Here is a 23,621-nt window from a genome sequence, read left to right as displayed (position 1 = left end):
ACAGTGTATTAAATCATATTTTAATTCATAACAAGTCAATATGCTTTAATATGTCTGGGAAGGTATCAAACACAGATCTGAATATTACTAATCAGATTTGTCAAACATTTGTTGTCTTCGGAGATTTTTCTTCCTATTTAAATAAGATATAAATAACCCACTGGCTAATGAAATGTTGAAAGACCCAACAATTATCACTAAAAGATATGTGGGTAAAATTTGACCGGCTAAATAATCCACATAGACGATAGTAAATCCAGACATGGTACAAAGTAACCCAAGTATTCGCCACGTTTTATCATTACGTGTCGAATATATGAAAGATATGGATATGGCAAAAAATAATAAAATCAACTGTTTAGAGATCATCATAGTATCCATGATCCAACGTCCTATATAAATTTCCTTGCTACGAATCTAATTTTTTCACTTTGTATCATGTACTAACTAATGCTTAGAATAGCGTGAATATTGAATATTTCTAAATTCATTTTTTCTATGCACCGATCCAATGCCAAGATCAATAAATCATGGAGATAGATGTCCCACAGTCACCAGTCTTTTTAGTCAAAGTTTTTTAGTTTAAAAGAATTAGAGCGAGTTTTTTCACCACATATTTGTATCTACATATATTAATGCACCAATACCTTTATTTTGGTGTATTAAAAACAAATAACAATGCGCCGAATCGTCTATCTTGGTTGCTTGCTCATCATCCTCACCGCTGGCTGTAACAGCTTCTTTTCACCTGCTACCTCCCCAACCCAGTCCGAATCAACCACTACCCTTTCTGGAACACTCGCTCCAGGGGTGACAGCTGAAGGGATTACGAGCGCCGAGGAACTCACGAGCGCACACGCTCGAATCCTCACTGAGGAAACATTCACGTATCATCAAACTCTTAATCTACGCTATACGAATGGAACACTCTTACGCCACAAGTCCACTACAATCCAAGCGACGCACAACAACACTCATTTTCTCGCTAACACAACGTATGCAGGCCAAATTCAGGTTCTATTTGATGCAACACAAGGAAAGACTAGTTACTGGTCAAACGGTAACCAAACACATAGTAAAATAGTTCTCAATGGAAATCGGCGTTTTTACCTAACCACAGATAGGCCTAGTATAGTACGACCACTGATAAATACCGATCGACTCTATCTTTTCATTACTACGTCTACAATCCATTCGATTAAAAAGGTCAACGATTCCGGTTCAGGTCCCCCTCTATATCGCTTGCATTCGAGCAATTTGAGCGATTCAACGTCTTTAGAAAGCTCCTTTCGGCCAGTAAAAGTCACAAATGGCTCGTTCACTGCTATCATCGACGCATGGGGCATCATCCACCGCTATTCATTCAGTGGAACAGGGAAATACAATCAGTCAACTGTTCATATCCAAGAGTCGGCGAATTACTCGGCGATCGGTGAGACACAAATCTCAAAACCAGCATGGTATACTGCCGCAGTTACAAATACGACCCAGCAGACCACTAATAGCTAACGTGAGTTTCCTGAACGGATGACTGCTCAGGGACCTAGCCAATAGCAGTAGAGTTAATGACTCCCCAAACTCATAACTCCACAACTCACTGCATTGAACTATGGAACGAAATACGCTCGCCTCAGCTCTCCTCGCATATACCGTCATTGCAGCAGGTGTAACGGTCGTCCCACTCGCGTATTTCTATGGTGAAGCCGTCTTCCTCCTACTAATCGTGTCCCTGTTTGTGTTTGCCCTTCTTCATGCACAGACTGGAAGCGGCCCAACCATGGCGATGGAAGGTGGGGGAGGTGGTGAACAAGGCGACTACCTAGAAATGGACGCCGCACCATCACAGCTGCACATCGGATCATCACTTCCTACGAACAATCGAGCGATCCTCACATTCTACCTCCTCGGCATTGTCCTCTGGAGCCTCACTGCGACCATCATCGTCATCTGAGATATTGCCTAGGTTTCTCGTTGTGTTTTCCTCCTCCCCTAAGTTAGCACTACGAACTGCACACAGATCGATTCGGGGGTCCCGGGGGTTGGTTACTTCCGCTTATGAAAGTAACCGGCAGTACCCAACACACCACCACTTCCCGTGTAATCTCCCGACACAAGGCCCCTATTTCCCGATAGCAGCTATCCTCATGTTTATAAATTGTATATCGCTACATCAAATTCATCTCCCTGGAAGATGAGACTACACCCAATATAGAGAGCCCAAAACACACGATTTTAGCCAATTCACCTGCTGTAAGTGCTTCAAACTCCGGTTTCAATGTTCACTCTCGTTAGCAATCTAACTCCCGAACCCACTATAGAATGCACATCTTCTCAGAGTTGAGCAGCGTACACGACGGTCGGAGGGACCTTCGCCATGAGATCTGCATCGAAACTCCCGAACTCCGACTCGTAGCTCTCAGGGTGTTCGTATCCCGGCTCTTGAATCGCTTCGACGGTAAATCCTGCTTCGGTCAACAATTGAACCGTTTCTCCGATTCCTCGGGAGTATATTACCATCTCGGCGTCGAGCGACTCGCTGTACACTCGGCGTGGTTCGTCGCTGAAGTAGCTCCGCGTGACCTCGTGGCTATCGGTATCGACGGTTTTGTAGTACGGATGGTCAACGCTGAACACTAGTCGACCACCATCTCGTAGAACTCGTGACGTCTCGCTGAAGCATGCCCCCAAGTCTTCGACCCACTGGAATGCAAACGCAGAGAATGCGAGGTCGAGGGTGTTGTCTTGAATATCAGATAAGTCCGTTACGCTCCGGTGGAGGAACTCGATATCAACATCGTGTTCCTCAGCAAGGGTTCGGGCGTAGTTGAGTTGCTCCTCTGAGATGTCGACTCCCGTGATAGTTGCACCCTGCTGTGCGAGAGCGATACCGAACTGTCCACCGCCACAGCCGAGTTCGATCGCGTTTTGTCCCGATACGTCACCGAGCAATCCTAGATCGTCTCCTTCCGGAGCCCCAGGTCCAAATGCGACTGCTATCGAATGACCGCCTGCTTCCTGAAACTCCTCGGACCACGCGTTCCACCAGTTTCGTGCTTGCACCTCATCACTACTATTGTCCGACATAGCAACACGGTGGACCCGTCGACAGATATGTGCTTTCAGCAATCGATTACAGTAGTCGATTTAATGTCTCTTGGTGGGTGCGTGTGAGATGCTGTGAGTTTTCTTCGAGCGGTACCAATCAGATCGTGAGGCAACAGATGAACGGCACAAATTCGACGGGTTGTGACATGCCGACAGTTGATCGGCAACCGGCTGTCTCAATGTTCAGTTCGCTTGCCAACGAGACCCGACTCACCATCCTTGATGTACTCGCAGATGCGTCCTCTGGACTGTCGTTTTCGCAACTGTACGACGCCGTTCCTATCGACGATACAGGCAACTTCAACTACCATCTCACCCAACTGACCGGTTCGTTCGTACGAAAGCAGGACGGGATATACAAGCTCACGCCAGGTGGCACGGAAATCGTCGGCGCATTGGTGGCGGGAACTTTCGACGCTGACCTCTCGATAAATCCCATCCCAACCGATTGGGAGTGTCTCCAATGTGATGGGCACTTCACTGTGAGGTGTGTCGATAAGCGCGCTCAACTCCGGTGTGATACCTGTGGATCTGGAAGTATCTTTTCGGTTCCACCCAATGCGGTGGAATCAATCTCAAAAGAAGATCTCCCCACAACCCTTATTCAATGGTATCGGACGCAGATGCAACACCTCCGTGCTGGGTTTTGTCACCGCTGTTCGAGCCAAACAGACCGTCGACTCGTTGAGGGCGTAGACCCCGATGCTGACACGCCGACGCCGTCTGTTGTTCGGTTTGACTGTCGCTGTTGCGGTGCCAGTGCATCGATGTCTGGAGCGACACTAGTGACGTTTCATCCGGTCGTTGAGGGGTTCTTTCGTCAACACGGACTCGAGACCAACCGTCAACACCCGACGCAGGTATGGCGTGCTCTCGATTCATCGGCTGTTCAGACTGTCTCTGAGAACCCACTGGAGGTAGAGGTTCATTTTTCAATGGGCGAAGAAACCGTCTCTGCAGTGATTACTGCTACAGGATGTGTTGAGGACGTTCGCCGAGTCGGCACGACGTAGGTCTTGACAAATTTTCGACTTAGCTAGATTTCCCACCATGCATTGTGCCAGCCAGTCGCAACTTGCAATCAAGGCTCGATGGGAGGTACTCGACAATTGAATGATCATAAATATAGAATTGTCTATAAATATCAGATTTACTTAGAAAATGCGAAGCGTAATGGTTTGTATACGATTGTATGGAACCACTCTCGGTACGTGTGGCTGACGATACGGCGGATAAATACCGTCAAGAAGCCGAAAATCGGGATATGTCGGTTAGTAGCCTCCTACGAGAAAAGCTAAACCATTACGAAACGATACACAGAGAAAATGAAGGTAATACGAATGAAGATAGGAAATTGCGAGAAGAACGGGAAGAATTTCTCAAACAAGCAGAACGTTTGAGAGGTGAATTGAATCGAACGCAAGATCTCCTCGATGAGAAAGACGAGCGGATTGAAGAACTCCAAGCCGATAAACAAACTCTGAACGTGCGTCTCTCCGAAGCGCAGAAGGCACAGAGACACGCAAACAGTACGCGAAAACAAACAGAACTCCAACCTGTTCAACAAACGGATGAAGAATTTAGTGGCTTACTGGGCCGTCTTCTCGGTCGGTGATCATCTAACAGTTTCATTCGACGCGCGAACTATTGACGCACGTCTGGGACTCAGGAATCATCAACGTACTCTCGAATTGATTCGTGAGTACCTGTGAACTCGATTATATCTTCTATTGCATCGACTGTGAGCTGTAGATCAGCTGCAAGAGAGATTTGCCAATACTGACCACCACTCATACCTAAATTCTGTTTTGACGTATTGACGATCCCGAGCATATCCATTTCATCGAGATGGTCACGCATCCATCGACTTGTAAGAGCATCTGTCGTCCGCTCGGCAAGTTTCTGATATCGATCATAGAGATTCTTCGAGCGAACTGGAGTATTCCCTTCAGCTTCAAAAGTCGCTAGAGCATAGATAACGAGTCGTTCGTGTTCATTAAGATTCGCGATACCGTTAGCAAGTTCCTCACGCTGTAGTTCCTCTCGACCGCGTCGAACGTGCTCTGCAGTCACTTTCCCGTCGTTCTCCCGGCGTTCAATATCGCCAGCTTTCATGAGTAGGTCAAGGGATTTCCGAGCGTCTCCCGACTCTTGTGCTCCATACGCAGAGCAGAGAGGAATCACGTCGTCAGACAATATATCATCGAGAAAGGCGACGTCTGCTCGCTGCTGGAGTACCGCTTGGAGTTCTTCGGCGTCATAGGGTGGAAATTGGATTGATCGCTCACAGAGCGACGAACGAACCTTTGGTGAGAGGGAATCACGGTATGTCATATCGTTCGAGATACCAATGACGGCGATGTTCGTGCTTTGGAGTGTCTCCTTCTCGCCAGTACGAGAAAGCTGATAGAGAATACTGTCGTCTTTCAAGTGATCAACTTCGTCGAGTATGACGAGAAAGGTGCCCTCGAGGTTGTCGATTTCGACCCAGAGTTGATCGTAGACGTAGGATTTGGAATGGCCTGTTTCGCTGATTTCTTCACCTGAAGTGCGGAGCCGGTTGAGGAGTTTGACGGCGGTTCGATAGCTGGTATCGGCGTTGTCACAGTCGATGTATTCCGAGCGGACAGGAATATCGTATTTGCTAGCGTCACTTTCGAGGATTTCGAGGATATATTTTGTTGCTGCCGTTTTGCCGACGCCGGTTTTGCCGTACAAGAAGATGTTGTCAGGGTCTTCGCGGTTAATGACGGGTTGGAGGGCAGCGTGGTAGTTTTCCATCTCGTCATCTCGGCCGACGAGTTCGTTTGGTGTATAGTCGCTTTTCAGCGCGTCTCGATTGTTGAACGGATGGTCGTCGGGGGCGAAGCGAAGGGGCATGCGTTAGTTAGCTGCATTCACGAATCAGTAATAAAACCTGCGACCACCCGTTCCAGTGTTTCCAATGTTCTCGATTTGCCGATGGCTTTTAAAAACACAGGCACCCCTCGGTTCCAGTGTCTTCGTCACTCAGTTGAACACCTGAGACTCGATCAGCACTCTAGATGACGATAGTTTTATGCCAAAGCATGTTAAACCATACCCGTAGTATATTTAGAAAACCGGTTTAGGTTTAGTCACTAGCACTCTTTTAGAAGGCAACCGTCTTAATTCGCAGAAAACACTGGAACCGAGGGGTGGGGGTAGTTATAAAGACTCGGCTATCTCTACGGACACTGGAACGGGTGGTGTCTAGCGAGGTCATCTCATAGACTTCGTCAGTTAGTATAATATACTAACGTACTTTTTCTCCTCAAGCAGCAGACGTCTACCATTCTCGCCGAGAAGCTCGTCTGAATCAGTCTGCAGCCGCGGATATTATCGAACGACTGCATATGAGGGGCTGTCTCTATGAGATCGAGGGCGGCTTTCGTCTCACTGATAGAAGGGTGTCTCTTGATCGTCAAAGCAACGACGGATGGTGATGATGCGACGGTACCGTGCCCATCAAGATTACACTGTCGTAATTAACACCCGAAAGTGAACCGTAATCACGTCATAGCTGTTCTCCCTACTTTTTCCACCTCACAAGTGCGGTGAGAAAAGTGAGAGTAATTACACTCCACAGTAGTCGACCGTTCGTTCCGCATCGAAGGGGGGCGCAATTTGCGCCCCCCTTGTCATCTGTGGAGGGATACTCCGGAACCGCTTCGGGGCAAGATTACGCCCCGCGTTCGAGGGATAATTACGACAGTGTAATTATCGCTACTCGTCACCTCCCTGTTCGAGTGCGGTCCGTGACTGTTCGGCAGCAAACTCACGGAACTCGTTTGCGTTAGCAACCAACCGGGCAATCTGTCCACCCCGCTCGCCGGGTTCGAAGCGAACGAGGTTGTCTTCGTCGTCCCACTCGCCTGACCCACTCACGCCACCGTCTCGCCGCGTGTGGCGCGCCAGCATTTTCATCGACCGCTGCACCGTGTTCGTGTTCGGATCGTGAATCCCGGCGCGGTGTTCCAACCGACGACGGCACGCCGACGAATCAAGTTCCAGCTTCCCGCCTTTCGTCTTCTGCGCTGATTCGATGAACTCGCGCCAGAGGAACGTCATCCGATGCTTGTTCCCCGACAGAGGTGAGTCGGTGTCTTCCCGTTCAGCGGTCAGTCGTGCGGCCGTCTTCCGTTGAATTTCGAGGTCGTGGGTTGCATCTGAATTGATGAGGTCGCTTACGTCAACTCGATCGTGTTCTAAATCGGAGATTCGAGAGTTAAACGACTTGATTTTCCCCGTTCCATCGTGGCTATCACGGTCTTCCCAGAGTGTCTTGTTGATACCCTGCTGACCCTTCCGAAGTGAATTGAGTTCCTTGTGGAGGTTCTGAACATGACCAATCGCAGCGTCGGCCACGGCCTTGGCGTGGTCAACACGATTTCGTGCGTCGGCTAGTTCTTGCTCCAGCATCTCCACGCGCTGCTGGAGCGATTCTATTTGTTCGTCTTTCTGATCTAGCCGTGCCTCAAACGATGCGAGTCGTTCCTCAACTTCTTGGTGTGTTCTTTCCGTATCGCGCTGCTGGCTGTTTGCATTCCGATGCTGTTGGGTCGTTCCGTGTGTTGCTGAATTACTCATTGGACGTGTCGGGTGACACGCTGATTCATCTCAGAACCACTCAGACTAGCATACACGGAGTTACGACTATGAGCGTAACCCGAAATATTTTGCCGACTGAGCAAGAAACGACAGTTGTGGAAACGTCGGAGGGAGCGGGTGGTAGGACACCCATTGGCTTCCGACGAGGCTGACATTTCTTGGCGCTGATGTTCACCTAGCTTAGCTGTACATCTCTCGACCAGTGGCACAAACCTATGACCTATACGGTCATTTCTCAATCGAAAATCAATTGAAGCGAGTCGCTGCGAGCATCGGATTCCGTCTCTCGTATTGACGTACGGCGTTGAATCCATCGCTCTCATCGTTATTCCCCCAACGGGGGGAGCCCAAGATCCTCGGGTGACAGCTCTTCCAGCTGATTAGCAACAGAGTCCACTCCTTGTATTTCGGGATCATAGATCCCATGGTGAATCAACCATATACGGGCGGTGGTATCTGACACGTCGAAGTGGGCAGCAGTACCGGCGATTGTTCCAACTTCGTCATAGACTGTCTGCAACTGCTCTGGATCACGGTACGGATACAGTTCGAGTTCGTCGATTGACGCCATCGAGGACTGTTTCTGTGAAGTGCTTGTTGACTGTGTGGAGGAATTCGTGGACGAACTCGAAGGGTTCTCATCTGGACTGTTTGCCCACTGGTTTAGTTGGCATTGCGCGTCGGACAGCGGGGAAGCTTTACAAGAACTGGTCTCTATGCTTCGCTTACTCTGGGACATACTCATTGGCCTGTTGCTTGGTCATGATACGCCAGAGATGGCTGGTGCGCCCGCGAACGAGTGATTAGGGCCACGTGTTCGCTGATTTGCGCACCGCCGACATTGATCCGAGAGCGATGTGACCATCATGTGCCCTCTGCATGGCGTTACACGACGATGTATCCAGGATCTCGGATTACGAAACGATCTCCAGCGTGGCTATCGCTTCTCACGGGGATGTATTATTTGCACCGCCGTTACCAATGTTAATCTGTGTGAGATTAAGAAAAAGACGCTGATATCTTGGAGAAATTGAGGGACACTAGAAAAGCACCGTAATAGAGGATATAACCGGTGCTACGGCAGGATTGGTTCAATTTCAGAAGGTCGTTTTGCCTCTGCACGATACGATTCATAGAGATCAGTTGCCCAATCGACAACTTGTTCGTTTGTACTGACGATCATTGCAATGTGTTGCCCTTTGCCGGATTTATTGTATGCGCCAATCGCTACCTTTCGAGAATCATAAATACCGATGCCAAGCGTATGAGACCGATCAAGAACAAGCGGATCATAGTTTGGATCATCTGATTCATCAACCACATATCGAGAGTCAGTTGATTCAACGGCCTTCATGAAGGTTGGCCGGTCAAGGATGGCTTCAAATTCTGGCCCGATATTTAGCTTATGCATAGTCGAGTAGGTTTTGAATAAGACAGAGTTGTAAATAGAGCAGAGACCACGAAACCGATCAATATTCCGGTCATAGAGGGAGAGTGCAGTTGCAAGCACCGATGATGGACTACTCGGGTTTGAGACAACTAAATTAGCATCAGTGAGTGCTTGGATTGGTACGGTCGCATCTTCCGGTGGCAGCCGCTGAAACCATGGGGCCTTTTCGATGAGTTGCGTGAGTGATGCTGCCAACTCATCATATGCAGCCAGTACTTGCTCTCCGGTGGCTGTGATTTGATACTCACCACTGATTTTCTCTACCCAACCGTTCTCAGCGAAATGCTGCAAAACACGCCTGAGTGTCGAATCTGAGGGTGGATCCTCAAGTTCTGTGCGAAGTTCGGTTACATGGACTTGCTTGCTCGAAACCGCTGCCAAAACTGGTACTGGATGGTCTGATCGAGTGCAATATGCCAATTCCTGCCGCGGAATTGTGGTAAGGCACGAGTCGATGATATCAAGAAACAGAATACCACCACCAGTCATCTCAATTCCCTCGTCATGCCGATTCACAAATCCACGATCGCTAAGAGCTGCAAGATGATTTGAGATCGACTGCCGAACAATATCTGTTTCGTCATGAATGTCTTGGACGATCGGCTCCGAAAGCGTCTGGACGCTACGAAGTACAATATGACGAGTTGTATCGACAGTCTCATTAATAACTTCCCGAATGACAAGTTCTTCTCCAGAGAGTGGATTTGTCGCTCGGTAGTCCATAGTAGTCATAGTAGCATCTCCGACAGTAGCTTTCATCCATATCATTTATAGAATTGTGATTTAATCCATGCAGGGTGTAAATTGTGAATACAGAAGCATGATCGCGGTAGAACCTCACTGGATTTATTTGTAGGCTCGCAGGATACGATACTATGAAATCAGATCTTCGCCAACCGCCAACTCCCGATGGTCACCCATTTATTGGCCACACCATCGACTTTGCCCAGAGTCCATTCGATTTTGTTGATAGGGCGATCGAAGAGTGTGGCGATATCTACCAAATGAAACTCCCGAGTACGCAGGTATTTGTCCTGGCTCATCCGGACTACTTTACACAGGCTCTCGTGACCGAAATCGATGCCTTCGGGAAGAGCGACGATTTTCAGACTGCATTCGGGAACGGCGTGATTGCGACAGAAGGTGACCAGTGGCGTCGGCAGCGAGGCGTGCTTCAACCGTTCTTTACCCGAAAGCAGGTCGGAAAATACAGTAATCAGATGGTCAAGGCGACACAGCAACGTGTCGATACATGGTTGGATCGAGAGATTCTGGACATGGAAACCGAAATGAAGAATCTCACATTAGAAGTGCTGTTCGCTACCTTATTTGGACGAGAACTCCAACCGGGTGAAGGTGACGACCTCCGAACCGCAGCCGATGGCCTTCACGGATGGTTCGCTCCGACATCGTGGTTATTACCGAACTGGGTACCAACTCTATCACGACACAGCTTCAAAAACTCAAAGGAACGACTTCGCACCGAAATTCAGCAACTACTGACAGAACAGCGCACGTCTGATGCGAACAGGGGATCTCACTCAGAAACGCTCCTCTCGAAACTCCACAACGCGCGCAATGGGACTGGTCAAAACCAGTTAAGTCAGGAAGAAGTTGAGGGGATGATGATTACGATGATTTTCGCGGGGTATGAAACGACTGCCTCGGCACTCGCGTTTGCGTGGTACGCACTTGCGACACATCCCGATCTCCAAGAGGCGTTTCACGACGAAGTTGATACTGTTCTGGATGGCGATTCGCCTACTCAAGCAGATATTGATGAGTTGGAGCTCACTCGTCGGATTCTAAAAGAAACAATGCGACTCTATCCGCCGATACACACTATTCCTCGCAAAACAACTCGAACGGTTGATGTGAACGGCTATCAGCTGCCCGCTAATGAAGAAGTCCATCTGGGTATTCTCGCTGTCCACCGTGACGAACGATTCTACGATGATCCGCTCTCGTTCCAGCCGGATCGATGGGAATCAAATCTAGAAGATGAGCTTCCAGAGCATGCCTATATGCCGTTTGGTGGGGGACGCCGAGCGTGTGTTGGCCGTGAATTTGCTCTGCTTGAAGCAACACTCGTGCTCGCGACAATCGGACAAGACTGGGAATTTGAATGGAAGGGGGAAGATGAGCTAGCGGTTGAACCTGGACTCACCCTCCAGACTCAAGCTGGTTTGCCGATGTGGCTGAAACGGCGATAATCGGTGGTAGTTGGTTTTCGTTCGGTCTTTGACGACGGTATGACTCTGTTGAACTCCTCAGAGCGTGATGAGAGTAGCGTGCTGAATACAGAGCGCGTATCCACCACGGGAGCTGCCTCATATGGTGGCTGCCCGAATCGGTAGAGACAGAGCGTGTACGCAACGAAACGACATAATCAAAAATGGTGTAGTTTGGTTGTGAATCGGTCGCCTGCCATTGGGTGGTTAACTAGCGTTACAGAATATCGTTATCCAGGCTCTCTGGAGTGAGACTGTACTTTTCATGAGCGATAGTAACCGTGTCACCAACAGAGACATCAAGACGATCCCGAAGCACCTCTGGGATTCGGATCATTCCCTCGTCAACTATATCGAGCCGACGAATCGCGAATCCAGAGAGAGGTCGCTGACCTTCGGGTTTGATGGTAATGGCGTCCCCAGCACGGAGTTCAAGTGTAGTGATATCATCCAGATGAATTCGAACATACCCACACTTGGAATCAGTCGGATAGCTTTCTTCTACAGTCAGTGTGACGCGTGGTGGGTTAACCATGGGTATCTCAAGTGGTTACTGAACAAATTTGTTCGGGCAATCAATAGGAGTAGATGGTCATCAGAACGCGTTTTGCATGCGCAGTTATTGGTCACTTCACGTTAACTACGCTCGAGTATTCGAACGTTCAATACAGCCGTTCAACGGTGAATTGAACACAGTTGCAGTGTTCCATACATCCTCTCTATTCAGCACGACTTACTCAAATAGTCACTATATATTAGTTTCAACAGAGCCAGCGGTATTTTCACAAAAGGAGAGTCAGTCGGCCACCAATGAATGCTACTGCCGAGAAGTACATACCATATTTTAATAGAGACTGACCACCCGTTGGGTCGTCGAAACTCTGATAGCCAGAGTAGAGCATCACGAACACTGCCGGTGTAACCAATACAAGATACGCTATTCCGAACGTCCCAATAAAATACGGCACTGGACTTGCAACCATCGCGATCAGCAGCACCGCCATCGCGATCAATAGTGCAGGACGTCGTCCAATGGAAATCGGGAGTGTATTCAGCCCTTCTTCCCGGTCTCCCGCGAGATCTTCAACGTCCTTAATCACTTCACGGGCGAATGTCGATAGTGCTGCTAAGAGAAAGAGAACACCCACGGCAGGGCTCAACTGGCCGACAGCAGCGGCACCGAAGAGGAATGTACTCCCACCAAGATACGACACAAGTAGGTTCCCGACACCCGGCAGCCCTTTGAAGAATTCTGTATAAGTGACGAGCGCGACGAGATTTACTATTGCAATTCCCATCGCTAGCGGTGGAAGTATGAGAGCAAAGCCAGCAGCGACGGCAAACATGACGAGGCTGAAGCCAAGTACCGTTCTCGGAGCAACCGCACCACGAGGGATTGGTCGCTCAGGGTTGTTGATCCGATCAATATCTCGGTCAAAGTAGTCGTTGATGGCCATTCCTGCTCCGGTTGCGAGAATCGTTGTGATGGTGGCGGCACTGGTTGCGCCGAGGTGTGAAAGTATTCCACTGCCTTCCGCAACGAACGCGCCCGTGAACGTCAGCACGCCGGAGGCAATCGCATTCCCTGGCCGAGTAAGTTCGATGAGTCCACTGACCCGCTCTGCATGCGACACGCTGGGGGCTTTCTTTGCCGTCAGTATAAACAGCACGAAACGCACGCTGTCACACTCGAACTGACAAGATCTCATTGCGCGCTTACGTCGGTGTGTCGGAAAAGCCTATTAATTGTCACTAGATAATTTATGCATGGATCAGTCTGGCTGCGACATAATACGAAAGGATGGACTCGCTGATGACCGAGATGAGGACGCATCCGAACGATCCCAAGCATTTCAGCAACTACTGGTAGAGAACCCCAAGCTAGAGCTGATAGGTGCGATGGCTACCATTTGTGGCATCAACGAAGCCGAGTTTCGGGTGTATCTGACCGTTCTCGACCATCCACACTGCTCAATTGCTGAAATTGTTGACATTCTCGACCGCGACTCGAGTACGGTTGGCAAGCAGTTGAAACCGCTGCTCGAACAGGATCTTGTTGAGCGATATCCGCGAACGGTGGACAATGGCGGTATCAAGTACCTCTACGAGGCCCAGTCGCTTCCGGAAACCAAACAGTGGCTCCAGCACGAGTTGGATGCTTGGACAGATATGGTCTTTTCTCAATTTTCGCATCTTCGCGTCAACTGATTCCATTATCGGATTGACCGCGAACGCGTTGCCGATCCGACGAAACATTACGGATTTGACGAGTCACACCTGTTGTGACCGGACACGAGAGCGAAACCACGAGGTAGCCGTAACATACCACTACACTACTACTGAACAAAAAGGGCCTTCTTCCGTAGTTGTGACTAGAGTAAAAGGCGTCGGAGACGTGAGGAACCGCCCCAAGCTGAAACCAGAGGCGGTCTACATGTCACGTCCCGTCCAACCTTTCAATGTGGTTCTATTTTCTCGCCGTTCTCACACCCCGCTACCATCACGTCCGGTCACAACGGGTGTGACTCCACCCGTGACCGTGCCATCCTCAAGGAGATCGAACTCGTGATACCGCATTTCATTCAGCCCTTCCGCCGTGTCCATGTCCATCGCCACGATTTCGATTTTCTCTTGTTTCTGACTCACACGGCGCTCTTTGACCGTCACGTCCGACCCTCCGAGTTCAACGAGCGCGTTCCAGACACGGGTAATGGTTGTCCCGTGTGGTTTCTCGCCATCGATAGCGGTGATCGCTTCTTTCAGATCTGCACGCGTCCAGAAGATACCTGAGCCGTTTTTCCGCCGCGTGGCGAATTCGTTCCATCGTCGAGCGGCTGTTACCGCACGCCACGAGTTCTTTTTGTTCTTCTTGTCCACGAGCCGCTTTTTCACTTGGTACGGCGAACAGTTCGTGTACAGATCCAGCGGGGATGTGGCTGGATCTACGTCACCTGGCAGTCCAGTGGTGTTCGACGAATTACTGTCGTCTTCGATTTCAGATTCGAGCTGGTTCACCTTTGCCGTGGCAGCTTTCGAGACCTCTCGCGCGTTCTCCGCGTTTTCTTTCGCTTCGTGTGCGTTTGCAGCCAGATCCTCTCGGGCTGTACTGGCTTTCTCAGCGTCCACTTCGAGTTCACCAACGCGCTCTTCAAGCGCATCGATCTGCTCGGCCTGCTGTTGAATCACCGTCCACATCGTTTCCCGGCTTGGGAGCTTCTGCTCGTGATCCGACTTGGACACGACCGGGTTCGACGTATTCGACTCTACTCCGTCTATTCCCATCGCAGCGGCAAAGTCTTCATCCGATACCGTGTTTTCATCGACTTCCTCGGGTGAGAGTCCGATAGACATCAGTTCTCTCCTCCGAAACCGTTCCCACAATCCAGGGAGTGACCAAAGTGTCCGATGTCGGCGGAACCAAGACTACTCATCGCCGTCGCACCCCCGAACGTGCTGTGGCCAAGCACTCATGCAGACAGGTATGTGGCAGTTCGGGCAAGGTCTAGTCCGCTGCGCGCCATCGTACTGGATGCGGCAATTCTCACAGAGACGGTCAATCTGCGAACGTGCTTCTTCAACTGCGAGCTGGGAGAACGATCCACGACAGCCACAGAGCGGCTGTCCGTCGATGTTCATCAGGTGACAGACGCTCACAGATGAATCGCCTGTAACGGAATACAGGACTGTCTGGATGTCTTCGGGTAGTCCGTCGAGCGTGCTGGGTTTCGGCGTGGACTGGTCCCACTGGTGAGTAAGTCGTGTTTGAGTCGTCTCGGTTCGACCGGAGGGAAAGTTCCTTGGGGGTATCGTGCGTTGTGACATATGCGGTTCAGGACTTAACGCGGGCGTGTGCTGTAGACACACGTCCGCTCGTACTTTTGGACGCAGAGCGCCCGCGCTAAGCCGTTGGTACAATATATTTAATTGTACGACTTAAATCTAATCACCGTATGGTGATACCCTTCTCACTGAACGACGATAGGATGGATATGGATGTTACCGACTTTTGTGTCGGAACCGACTGTCTCAAACAGATGGTCAAGCGAGTTTCGTGGTTTGCAAAAATAGACTACCCACTCTTTGATTTTCTATCGGACCATGACATCCAAGTGACGGCTAAAGTCCTCGCTTGTAACATTGACTACAACCGAACGTATACTGGGAGACGGCTCGAACGCTTCGAGATGCCGGATTACTGGTACAACACGACAGCGGAACCTTCGAACTATCTGACCTTGGACGAGAATTTCTCGCTGGTAATCTCTCGCGGGACGAACTCGAAGCGCTCGACCCGGAGAAAGCCGAAAATAGTGCTGACGAATCCTAATCTTTGAACGTTTTTCCTGCTTAGGGTGCTCGAACCCAGTCAGCAACAGCATCTCGCCACATCTCAAATAACTCTGGGTCAGCCTCTTGCATCCCAACTCGAACAAACATTCCTAACAGCTCTCCCCGTGTCATCTGTTCATCTTCGGATGTGGGTCGTCCAAGCTCATTTTCGAGCTCTGTTCCAACTCGGTCCAACAACTCAGGATTCGCTTTCAGTACGTCAGTGAGTGCGGCAAGTTCCTTGTCCCATATTGAGACGGTTTGATTCGTTCCGCTCGCCGATCGGTTGTGCAAGCTCTCCACGACCGCCTCCTGAAACTCCCGATACGCGTCTTCTTTCGCTACGTCTTGGATTCGATTCCCTCCCTGTGTTTCTTCTTTCAGAGCCTTGAGATCGCTATCAAGATCGCTTTCGTCTACCATTTATGATCTCCTATGTGTATTCTCATGTGGTTTCCCATGTGTATCTCTAAGTGCTTTCCTATGTGTATCCATATGTGGATTCAACTGTGGGTTTCTATGTGGCGCTGATGATCATGGAGCGTCATTTTTACTGCACTGATGGAGTGTTGGCAGTGGACTTACCGACACGTGTCTCGAGGAGTTCTGCATTCGCTTCATACGCCTCTAACGCACGATGGGCTGTCTTAGATGGTTCTTCGAGTGCAAAGACTGTCTCACCACGTTTCTGTTGATTCTGAATGTCCTGACTTGATGGAATATGCTCGCCGATTGCATTTGGGTACTCGTCGGCAAATGCCTCGACATAGTGTTTGCCAAGCTTCGTTCGGAGATCAACCTCGTTTGGAATGACGAGCGTGAGTTCAATAGCGAGGTCGAATTGGTCGTTAATCTCCGCAACATCATCTTGGAGTGCGGCGGCTTGTTCAGCTTCGAAGGGACCTGGACGGACAGGAACCATCACATTCTCGGCAGCCCATAACCCATTGAGTGTGACATTATTCGTCACTCCCGGTAGGTCGATCAGTACGAAATCATAGCGGCCGTCGATCGAGTTGGTGAGAAACTGATCGAATCGGGAATATCGCTCGCGAGCGTTGTCAACTGAGTTGAGTTCGGCATCAAGACCATCAAGTGCTTCTGTTGCTGGGATGAGATCGGGACCTTCGCCGGTTGGGGTCACGAGTTCATCAACTACGTCGGGAAGTTTTTCGGTGATTTCCTTCCACTTGTCGCGGAACACGGTGGAGATGTCGGGCCACGCATCGGGATCTGGCGTGATTCCAAACTGCTTGCTCAAATCGCCTTGTTTTCCAGCAAGATCGATGAGTAGTACATCATATCCTCGCTGTGCGAGTGCGACGCCGAGATGGGCGGTAGTTGTGGTTTTTCCCACGCCGCCTTTGTCAACGAACGTTGCAACGGTGTGTGTTGGTTGAGAGTCTGTTTCTTCCGTCATTGGGATCACCATCTAAACATAGCTAACGCTTTGTGTATAAATTTATCTTAAGCATTGTGTATAGATATGTGGATACACATAGGCGTGGTATGGGGCGATAGAGGGCCTAAAAATGTCGAATACGATTCAAGGCGAGAGGTGCCTTTCGCACTCTTCAGCGTCGATAAGGGCGACACTGACGACTGATTTTCTGGCGATAATTGAACCGAAAGCAGGATGATGTGCCTCTGACTTGGCAGTGGTTCCCACAAAAGTGGGAGACTTGTTGTTGTCCTACGCTCGTGACGAACGCGCGAGTAGATCTCGCACATCGTCGCGGATACCGATCCCCGCGAGGACGGGCTTCATGCCCATTCTCTTCGCTGTTAATTCTCGAGAGCGACTGCTATTCTTTATCGTCTATAAGCATCCACAGACGGCTGCTCCCAACTTCCCGTGAGTCGATTCGGTTGGTCTCATAGAGTTCCTTGAGCTTGTTGTACGCTGTCCGGCGGGCACAGCCCATTTGCTCACCGACTTCGGCAGTTCCCGCTGTGCCGCCAAGCTCGCGGAGGGCGTCGAGGGCGTCATCAGGAGTGTACCCTGCGGAGTACTGACCGGTGTCCTCGTTGCGGTTTGGGTTACGTTCCTTCTCGTTGGCCATGGCTCGTGTTTTGGGGACCATTCCTATACCGGTATTGGTGCCCTAACATGATAAGGCCTATGCCTGAGTCGGAATGGGGAAGTTTTAAGCCCCATGCCACCATAGGTATAGGTGAGAAGGTCGCTCCCCTCGGGGGAAATCAGAATTCCCCGCGCTGCTGGTACAGCGCGGGAGTGGGCTTCTCACAAACTACGGCTAGAAACCCATGAGTACGAAATCGCCTACGGAACTTGAATCTGACGAGAAGGCACAGAAACGCGCGCAGTGGGAACAGTTCGGCTTCCGCCTCGAAGCCCCTGGACAGGTCGACGTGACCAATGAAAGCCACGAGAATCCCGCTGAGCATCAATACGTCGTGACGCTGGACGACGTGACGGGCGAAGCAATGGCGTGTACCTGCCCGCATCACGTCCACCGGAGCGCGTTCTGCAAGCACATGACTGCCGTCGAGAATGCGACTGATGACGGGACGCTCACGGCGTTCCCATCGGACGACGAGACGGACGAAGACGATACTGAATCGGCAGAGTGCGACTGTGACGGCCTGAATGGCTTCCCGTGTTGGCCGTGCGTGCGGACGGGTCGCAAAGAACTGCCGAACTAATCCCGTCTCACTCTTTTCATTTATGTCACGCCAAACAACGCTGTCCGATAGTGCCCAGCGAACGCTGAGCGAGTGCGCGGAGACGACCGAACGCGACGACACACCAACGACGAAGCGCGGGCTGCTCGACCGCGCGCAACAGCATGCGGTAGACGTCGCCACTGAGTATTTTCCTGATCTGCCTTTTGAAGCGATTGAATGGGAGGTGTCCCACCGACGACAGCGGTCGGCAGGAGCGACGAAATACGACCCTGCGACCGGCGAGATAACGATCTCGCTCGCATGGGACGCGTTCGAGCAACACGGTTGGGAGCAATTCAGTTCGACGGTGCGTCATGAGTTGATCCACGCATGGCAGTATCACGAGTTCGGGGAAGCGGACCACGGGCGAACGTTCAAGCGGTGGACGGATGCGCTCGACACAACCCAGCACTGCGAGCGCTTCACATCGCCGAACTGGTGGGTGATTTGCGAGGAGTGCAGCGGGAAGATCGCCCGCTATCGACGCTCGAAGGTCGTCAAACAGCCTGAGAGTTACAGCTGTGGCGACTGCGGCGGGTCGCTCCGCGTCGAGGAGGCCACCGAATGACGCAGAAGTACCGCTGTCCGCGCTGTCTGCGAGTTATTGGGACGATGACGGTGGCGGGTCCGTTGCGGGTCCATGTGAGTCCGTGCGGCCATCGTCTCGCTGCTCCTGATGCGGTGCTTGTGATGGGTGATTTGCACCCACCGCACCCTGATGTGTGGGTAACGGACTTCCTCGCTGACTCTCACTGACTTCCGCGAACGTTTCTACCCTCCCCATTCTATCATTCGTTCGTTTTTCGGTGGTACAAGTGCTAACAGTGGTTAGTATAATATACTAACTTCGGTGTATTCACTTCTGGTTTGGCTAGCGATGACCCACTAGACAATTTGGTTTAGATCGTCGTCAACGAGCGTGGGAATTAATGGCAGTAATCGCTACCAAGCTAGAAGTGCCATCCGGTAGTCTGCTCGATGCGATTGACAATGTCCTCATCGGCGAGGACACACAAGAAGGTTGAACCTGATTTCCTGCCGGTTAATTCCATAAGTGGAAGTAACCAGCCCTCGGGACCCCCGAACCGATCTGTGTGCAATCCGTAGGACGTCTCCACCAGATTCAAACCCTTCCTCGAGCTTCCGCCTAATTGCAGACACCTGTTTACTTTGACACCATATAATGTGTTGCGTTCATAAAAATGATACAATTGAAACAGGCACAAAATATTCATAAGAGCAAAAATCGAAGTGAGTCTATAATGAAATGGATTATACTTCGAAATCTATTGTTTGGAGCTGTTCTCATATTTCTCGGACTACCATGGATAAAATACCCACAATTTCTTTTTAGACTTCGAAATTGGCCGGGAGTAGACAAAAGCATGAAAATGAACGGTGGAGGAGTCAAAATGTACCAGGTATTTGGGCTTCTTATCTCTTTATCAGGAGCTATAATAATCATATACACACTGTTAACAGCGTAAACTTTTTTCGGGTAAAACTAGTCACAGATACATAGCGGCCGTACCGCTACCGCCTCTGGTTTCCACCTCCATCACTGGCTTGAATGGCGACCGGTGTACATATTTAGCGAACCAACTGCCGTTGGTTTCGTCAATCGAATTTGGCTGCCCCGAACAATTGGCAAAAAAGTAGTCTCCGTTCTGTGATTTCGGCCCGTTTCAAAATACGTGATTGGTTTGATAACCGAAATAGAACGTGCGACAGCAGCGAGGTCAACTTCTCGAATTTGGCCGATTTCGGTGATTGACTTCCTGTGGGCAGTATAAGCGGCAGTGGAGATGGGTAAGTTGATTGTTAAGGGAATATGGTTCACCACGTTGTCAGTGAATATCACCAGAAGACATTTACTAAATAACACATATATCTGTATATGGTTTCCTCTGTCACTCGCCGTCGGCTGCTCACTGTCACCGCTGGAGGGCTAACCGCTCTAACTGGGTGTCAGTCACTATCGGGACTCAATTCTCAGATTCAGGTTCAAATTCATATCTTGAATACCACTGACGAAAATATCGAAGCATGGGTACAGCTAACCGATACTGATACTGGCAATGACCAAGCCGGAGAATCGGTTCTACTGGATCCCGGGATGGTTCAGAAACTCGGTATGAAGGTGCCAAAGGCAACGTATCAATTGCGAGTTGCCACTGATGATATGACTCCTGCCTTAGAGAAAACAGTGCAGTGGAAAGTCACCGGACGGGACTGTGCAAAGAACAGCTATGCGACGTTCGTCTCTTCAGAGAGGGAGATTGACCTTCAATTACTGGCGCAGAATTGTGACCACACGTGATTTCGAGTAGAGTAATTTGAAATTAATCGCGAGTCCCTCCACACCCGCTTAGTGCAACATGAGGCAGTGGATGATGCCGATTATTGCATCGAATGGGTAGCACATTGCATTTCACCCATCGGTCTGCAATCGAAGATACTGGCGTGGTTCACCCATTTGATCCCTAATCTGTACTGTGGGTGGGAGCTGCCAGAGTCGATATACGGTCGCAATGTCGGAGTCAATGCCCTGAATCGACCCGAACGTATTCGTGGCGAAGACGATCACACCAAGCAACCATGGTACCGAGAGCAGACTGCTCAGGGCAATCACGATCATCGCGATACCATCGAGGAGGATCAACGGTGCAAGCGAGATTACGAATTGCTGGGTGCGGGTTTTCCGGCCAGCTGTGACGACATACGGCGTCGCACTCCAGCGCTCAACATCGATCCCAAACGATACCTCACAGCCATACCACTGGCCAACCAGCGCAAGCACACCTTCATGGAGTAAATAGGTTGTGCAGACCGTTATGAGCGGTAATATCGCTATCGGGAGCGAATCTGTGAGCGAGTGGGTAGTTGTAAACACCAAAAACGCACCCATGTCGATAAGCACAAACAACACCCACATCACCCCCATGACTGGCGGAAAGATTGGGCCAACACTCCATGAGGGTTCAAACGACTCGTAGTTGAGAGGCTTGTCGTAGGTCATTTGATCGTGGTGCTTCACTCGCCAAACCCATTCCGCTGGGCGTGCTGTTGTCCCTGCTCGGAGCGTTGCTTCTTGCCTAATTCTGATCTACGACCTGCTGAGACGGATCGCTCTGTCCGTCTCTAGATGGCGTTGGCAAGTTCTTGCTCGGACTGTTCGCCGTAGATGATCTCGTAGAAGAAGTCCGTCATCCAGACGGCAAAAAGCGTGACGCCAGCCATGGCCACACTAGTGTACCACCACTTGGGGGTGAGTATCTTAGCTTGAAATGCTGCCCCACCAAATCCGATCCCAAATGCGGCACAGCAACAGAGCATGGCAAAGGTTATTGGAATACCAAATAGCGAACGAAGGGGACGAGTCCAGAACGCGCCCCACAGTGACTGTCCGTTCTTCCGGTCACTGAACACACTTGTGGCGGCAATCGCAAAGATGGGGTACAGCGATAGATGGAACAAAAATGCGCTTAGTTCCGCCATCATCGGCGAATAACCTTGCTGCTCCAGCATTCTGATGAGAGTTGGCATGGGAGTTGCTGCGATCCAACCAAAGAACATTCCCATCAGAAGGATCTGGATTGTATATCCCGCTAATCGGCTGACTTTCAGCCGGGCGGTTTCTCTGAAGTTTATTTGCGACATGAATGATTGTGATGAGAGACGGCGGCTAAAGTATTACCCCTAAGAGCAGATTGCCCGAATGTCGCCTCGGTGAATGGTGGACAGTCGGCTTCAGATAACGGGGTGCCAAATATACGACTTGTATGACAACCGTGTTTATACATTTAAGTCCATCCCGCTGACGTACCGACAGTTGACAGTCGGCTGGGAGACACACCGTCTTTCATCTGTTCTCCAGCTCGGTCGACAGTCGACCATGACGTCACTCAGGACGGTACTCCGGCTCGAAAACCCAGCGGTAGCGTAGATACATCCATGTGAAGAACTCGGGCCCAAGCCCCTGGACGGCTTCGGGTACTTGCCCCTCTGTCCGCTGACGGTCGACGTGGTGGCTTCCGTTCCCATCGAGGCCGTCGCCGACAATCCCAATAGTGAGCATTCTTTGGCCGTCATTCTCGAGGATGGTCGTCGCGACACGGTCGCTATCGATCTCCCGGTGGTCATCAAGCATCGCGGCCAGTTCACTATGCAGGGCGTCGAAGAGCACCGTCTCCCGGAGCATACCAGAACAACGGATGGAGAGCATCCAATTCTCTTCCATAGGGAGTAGAAGTGAAACGGTCTCCAGCTCGAGTGACAGTCGACCATAGGGGACACCGGACTTCCGTTGTAATCTTGGACAATCTCCCCTTCTCGGCACGGCTGACAGTCCCTCTGATCCCGCGAGATATTGCTGGTTGGATGTCTACTAAACTACTGCTGACAGGTAATGTAATAAAGTTAAGATTATAGACTTCGTATGGGGACGTGCTGGTCTTTCCACGGGGACTAGCAAAGCTTGAAGCGGGAGCACAACGCTCCTCCTTCTAGGGTGATGGGTGGACCAGCATGGCCACCAACATCCTATCCTCACTGATACTGCTACTCGACAGTTCCTCGCTGCTCCTGGGTTAGTGCTGGCCTGGCGGTATCCACTAGGTCACTATTGCTGGGTGACCTCACAAATTTAAACCCTTCTCCATTGTATAGAAGGATGCTGGTCTTCCTGCGCGGATCAGCAAAAACGGAGTTAGGTGGCATTCGTTGCCTGCTTCTGGGTGCTTAGCGCCTGACATGGCTCTCAACACCCTTTCATCAAAGCTACCACAATTCGACAGTCCCACGTGACGTTTCTCGCGTGCCGCCTCGTACTGTTATGAGGATGGGCTTCAGCATTCTGGCGGTTACTGCTTCTGAAAACTTGGCACCCCCACGGCTTCGATTGTTGGCACCCTAACTGTGCTATAGCATTCTCGGATTCGGTTGCTGTGAGACGCCGCCAGATCGTCGCTGTAGCATTTCGTATCTTGGAAGATCTATCCCACACCCAGAGGACGTACTGCAGCATGGCGGGACTGTCGGAGCCCTTCGCATGGCTGTCTTCTCCTGGAGCCAGTTGTCTCCCACTGTCGCGTTGTCGACTGTCCCGCGTTCCTCCATGAGGTGTTTTCCTCGTGGTGCTCCGCTGACTGTCAGCTGTCGGCTTCCTTTCGCATGTCTGTGGTACGTAG

At 50.6% G+C, this 23,621-nt stretch carries 23 protein-coding genes; 9 read left to right on the top strand and 14 right to left on the bottom strand.

Annotation, left to right across the window (positions count from 1 at the left end; translation table 11 throughout):
- Positions 1-1,609: 1,609 nt before the first annotated feature.
- Positions 1,610-1,951, top strand: a complete 342-nt coding sequence (locus tag A4G99_RS03245) for a hypothetical protein (RefSeq protein WP_066139401.1) — start codon at positions 1,610-1,612, stop codon at positions 1,949-1,951.
- Between the two features lie 380 nt (positions 1,952-2,331).
- On the opposite strand, the gene A4G99_RS03240 is transcribed toward A4G99_RS03245, so the two are convergent.
- Complete coding sequence (locus tag A4G99_RS03240) at positions 2,332-3,084, bottom strand: class I SAM-dependent methyltransferase (protein ID WP_066139399.1); 753 nt, start codon at positions 3,082-3,084, stop codon at positions 2,332-2,334.
- Between the two features lie 167 nt (positions 3,085-3,251).
- Here A4G99_RS03240 and A4G99_RS25035 point away from each other — a divergent pair, with 167 nt between their 5' ends.
- The gene (locus tag A4G99_RS25035; RefSeq protein ID WP_150123024.1) at positions 3,252-4,118 is read left to right on the top strand and encodes a helix-turn-helix domain-containing protein; all 867 of its coding nucleotides are present in this window, start codon (positions 3,252-3,254) and stop codon (positions 4,116-4,118) included.
- Between the two features lie 200 nt (positions 4,119-4,318).
- The gene (locus tag A4G99_RS25030; RefSeq protein ID WP_150123023.1) at positions 4,319-4,720 is read left to right on the top strand and encodes a hypothetical protein; all 402 of its coding nucleotides are present in this window, start codon (positions 4,319-4,321) and stop codon (positions 4,718-4,720) included.
- Positions 4,721-4,770: 50 nt separating this feature from the next.
- Here A4G99_RS25030 and A4G99_RS03225 read toward each other — a convergent pair whose 3' ends face one another.
- From A4G99_RS03225 to A4G99_RS26820, 4 genes are all read right to left on the bottom strand, one after another.
- A complete protein-coding gene (locus tag A4G99_RS03225; protein ID WP_066139389.1) occupies positions 4,771-5,985 on the bottom strand; it encodes an orc1/cdc6 family replication initiation protein in 1,215 nt (404 codons plus the stop codon).
- Between the two features lie 864 nt (positions 5,986-6,849).
- A complete protein-coding gene (locus tag A4G99_RS03220; protein ID WP_223301673.1) occupies positions 6,850-7,713 on the bottom strand; it encodes a hypothetical protein in 864 nt (287 codons plus the stop codon).
- 346 nt (positions 7,714-8,059) lie between these two features.
- Positions 8,060-8,305: a hypothetical protein gene (locus A4G99_RS03215; RefSeq protein WP_066139383.1), complete on the bottom strand. Its 246-nt coding sequence runs from the start codon at positions 8,303-8,305 to the stop codon at positions 8,060-8,062.
- A gap of 504 nt (positions 8,306-8,809) precedes the next feature.
- Positions 8,810-9,943 (bottom strand): transcriptional regulator FilR1 domain-containing protein, encoded by a 1,134-nt coding sequence (locus A4G99_RS26820; protein WP_223301672.1) that lies wholly within the window; start codon positions 9,941-9,943, stop codon positions 8,810-8,812.
- A gap of 116 nt (positions 9,944-10,059) precedes the next feature.
- Between A4G99_RS26820 and A4G99_RS03205 the strand changes: the two genes are divergently transcribed.
- The gene (locus A4G99_RS03205) at positions 10,060-11,397 is read left to right on the top strand and encodes a cytochrome P450 (protein ID WP_066139377.1); all 1,338 of its coding nucleotides are present in this window, start codon (positions 10,060-10,062) and stop codon (positions 11,395-11,397) included.
- Between the two features lie 235 nt (positions 11,398-11,632).
- On the opposite strand, the gene A4G99_RS24255 is transcribed toward A4G99_RS03205, so the two are convergent.
- Together A4G99_RS24255 and A4G99_RS03195 are read right to left on the bottom strand one after the other, a co-directional pair.
- A complete protein-coding gene (locus A4G99_RS24255) occupies positions 11,633-11,950 on the bottom strand; it encodes a hypothetical protein (RefSeq protein ID WP_082837693.1) in 318 nt (105 codons plus the stop codon).
- Positions 11,951-12,197: 247 nt separating this feature from the next.
- Complete coding sequence (locus A4G99_RS03195; protein WP_190303675.1) at positions 12,198-13,049, bottom strand: geranylgeranylglycerol-phosphate geranylgeranyltransferase; 852 nt, start codon at positions 13,047-13,049, stop codon at positions 12,198-12,200.
- 133 nt (positions 13,050-13,182) lie between these two features.
- Here A4G99_RS03195 and A4G99_RS03190 point away from each other — a divergent pair, with 133 nt between their 5' ends.
- Positions 13,183-13,623, top strand: a complete 441-nt coding sequence (locus A4G99_RS03190; protein ID WP_066139368.1) for a helix-turn-helix domain-containing protein — start codon at positions 13,183-13,185, stop codon at positions 13,621-13,623.
- Positions 13,624-13,899: 276 nt separating this feature from the next.
- Here A4G99_RS03190 and A4G99_RS03185 read toward each other — a convergent pair whose 3' ends face one another.
- Positions 13,900-14,766, bottom strand: coding sequence for a hypothetical protein (locus A4G99_RS03185; RefSeq protein WP_066139363.1), 867 nt, complete (start codon positions 14,764-14,766; stop codon positions 13,900-13,902).
- Between the two features lie 599 nt (positions 14,767-15,365).
- Between A4G99_RS03185 and A4G99_RS03180 the strand changes: the two genes are divergently transcribed.
- On the top strand, positions 15,366-15,749 hold the full coding sequence (locus tag A4G99_RS03180) for a hypothetical protein (protein WP_223301671.1): 384 nt from the start codon (positions 15,366-15,368) through the stop codon (positions 15,747-15,749).
- Between the two features lie 13 nt (positions 15,750-15,762).
- Here the strand turns inward: A4G99_RS03180 and A4G99_RS03175 are convergent, their stop codons facing one another.
- The 3 genes from A4G99_RS03175 to A4G99_RS03165 form a co-directional block, all read right to left on the bottom strand.
- A complete protein-coding gene (locus tag A4G99_RS03175) occupies positions 15,763-16,167 on the bottom strand; it encodes a hypothetical protein (protein WP_007979299.1) in 405 nt (134 codons plus the stop codon).
- Positions 16,168-16,294: 127 nt separating this feature from the next.
- Entirely contained in the window at positions 16,295-17,164 is an 870-nt protein-coding gene (locus A4G99_RS03170) for a ParA family protein (protein ID WP_066139431.1), read from the bottom strand.
- Between the two features lie 385 nt (positions 17,165-17,549).
- Complete coding sequence (locus tag A4G99_RS03165) at positions 17,550-17,807, bottom strand: transcriptional regulator (protein WP_066139360.1); 258 nt, start codon at positions 17,805-17,807, stop codon at positions 17,550-17,552.
- 205 nt (positions 17,808-18,012) lie between these two features.
- Between A4G99_RS03165 and A4G99_RS03160 the strand changes: the two genes are divergently transcribed.
- From A4G99_RS03160 to A4G99_RS25020, 3 genes are all read left to right on the top strand, one after another.
- Entirely contained in the window at positions 18,013-18,411 is a 399-nt protein-coding gene (locus A4G99_RS03160; protein WP_190303673.1) for an SWIM zinc finger family protein, read from the top strand.
- Between the two features lie 22 nt (positions 18,412-18,433).
- Positions 18,434-19,000 carry a SprT-like domain-containing protein gene (locus A4G99_RS03155; RefSeq protein WP_066139358.1) on the top strand — a complete coding sequence of 189 codons (567 nt, stop codon included), beginning with the start codon at positions 18,434-18,436 and terminating at the stop codon, positions 18,998-19,000.
- 1,329 nt (positions 19,001-20,329) lie between these two features.
- The gene (locus A4G99_RS25020; protein ID WP_150123022.1) at positions 20,330-20,752 is read left to right on the top strand and encodes a hypothetical protein; all 423 of its coding nucleotides are present in this window, start codon (positions 20,330-20,332) and stop codon (positions 20,750-20,752) included.
- Positions 20,753-20,863: 111 nt separating this feature from the next.
- Here the strand turns inward: A4G99_RS25020 and A4G99_RS03140 are convergent, their stop codons facing one another.
- The 3 genes from A4G99_RS03140 to A4G99_RS03130 form a co-directional block, all read right to left on the bottom strand.
- On the bottom strand, positions 20,864-21,451 hold the full coding sequence (locus A4G99_RS03140; RefSeq protein WP_066139350.1) for a DUF3267 domain-containing protein: 588 nt from the start codon (positions 21,449-21,451) through the stop codon (positions 20,864-20,866).
- A 122-nt stretch (positions 21,452-21,573) separates the two neighbouring features.
- Entirely contained in the window at positions 21,574-22,092 is a 519-nt protein-coding gene (locus tag A4G99_RS03135) for a hypothetical protein (protein ID WP_066139342.1), read from the bottom strand.
- A gap of 241 nt (positions 22,093-22,333) precedes the next feature.
- Positions 22,334-22,633 (bottom strand): hypothetical protein, encoded by a 300-nt coding sequence (locus A4G99_RS03130; RefSeq protein ID WP_150123021.1) that lies wholly within the window; start codon positions 22,631-22,633, stop codon positions 22,334-22,336.
- Between the last annotated feature and the right edge of the window lie 988 nt (positions 22,634-23,621).

The sequence above is a fragment of the Haladaptatus sp. R4 genome, assembly GCF_001625445.1.
Classification (GTDB): domain Archaea; phylum Halobacteriota; class Halobacteria; order Halobacteriales; family Haladaptataceae; genus Haladaptatus.
Note: the sequence above shows the minus strand (reverse complement) of the source record. Positions and strands in the feature narration are given on the sequence as shown.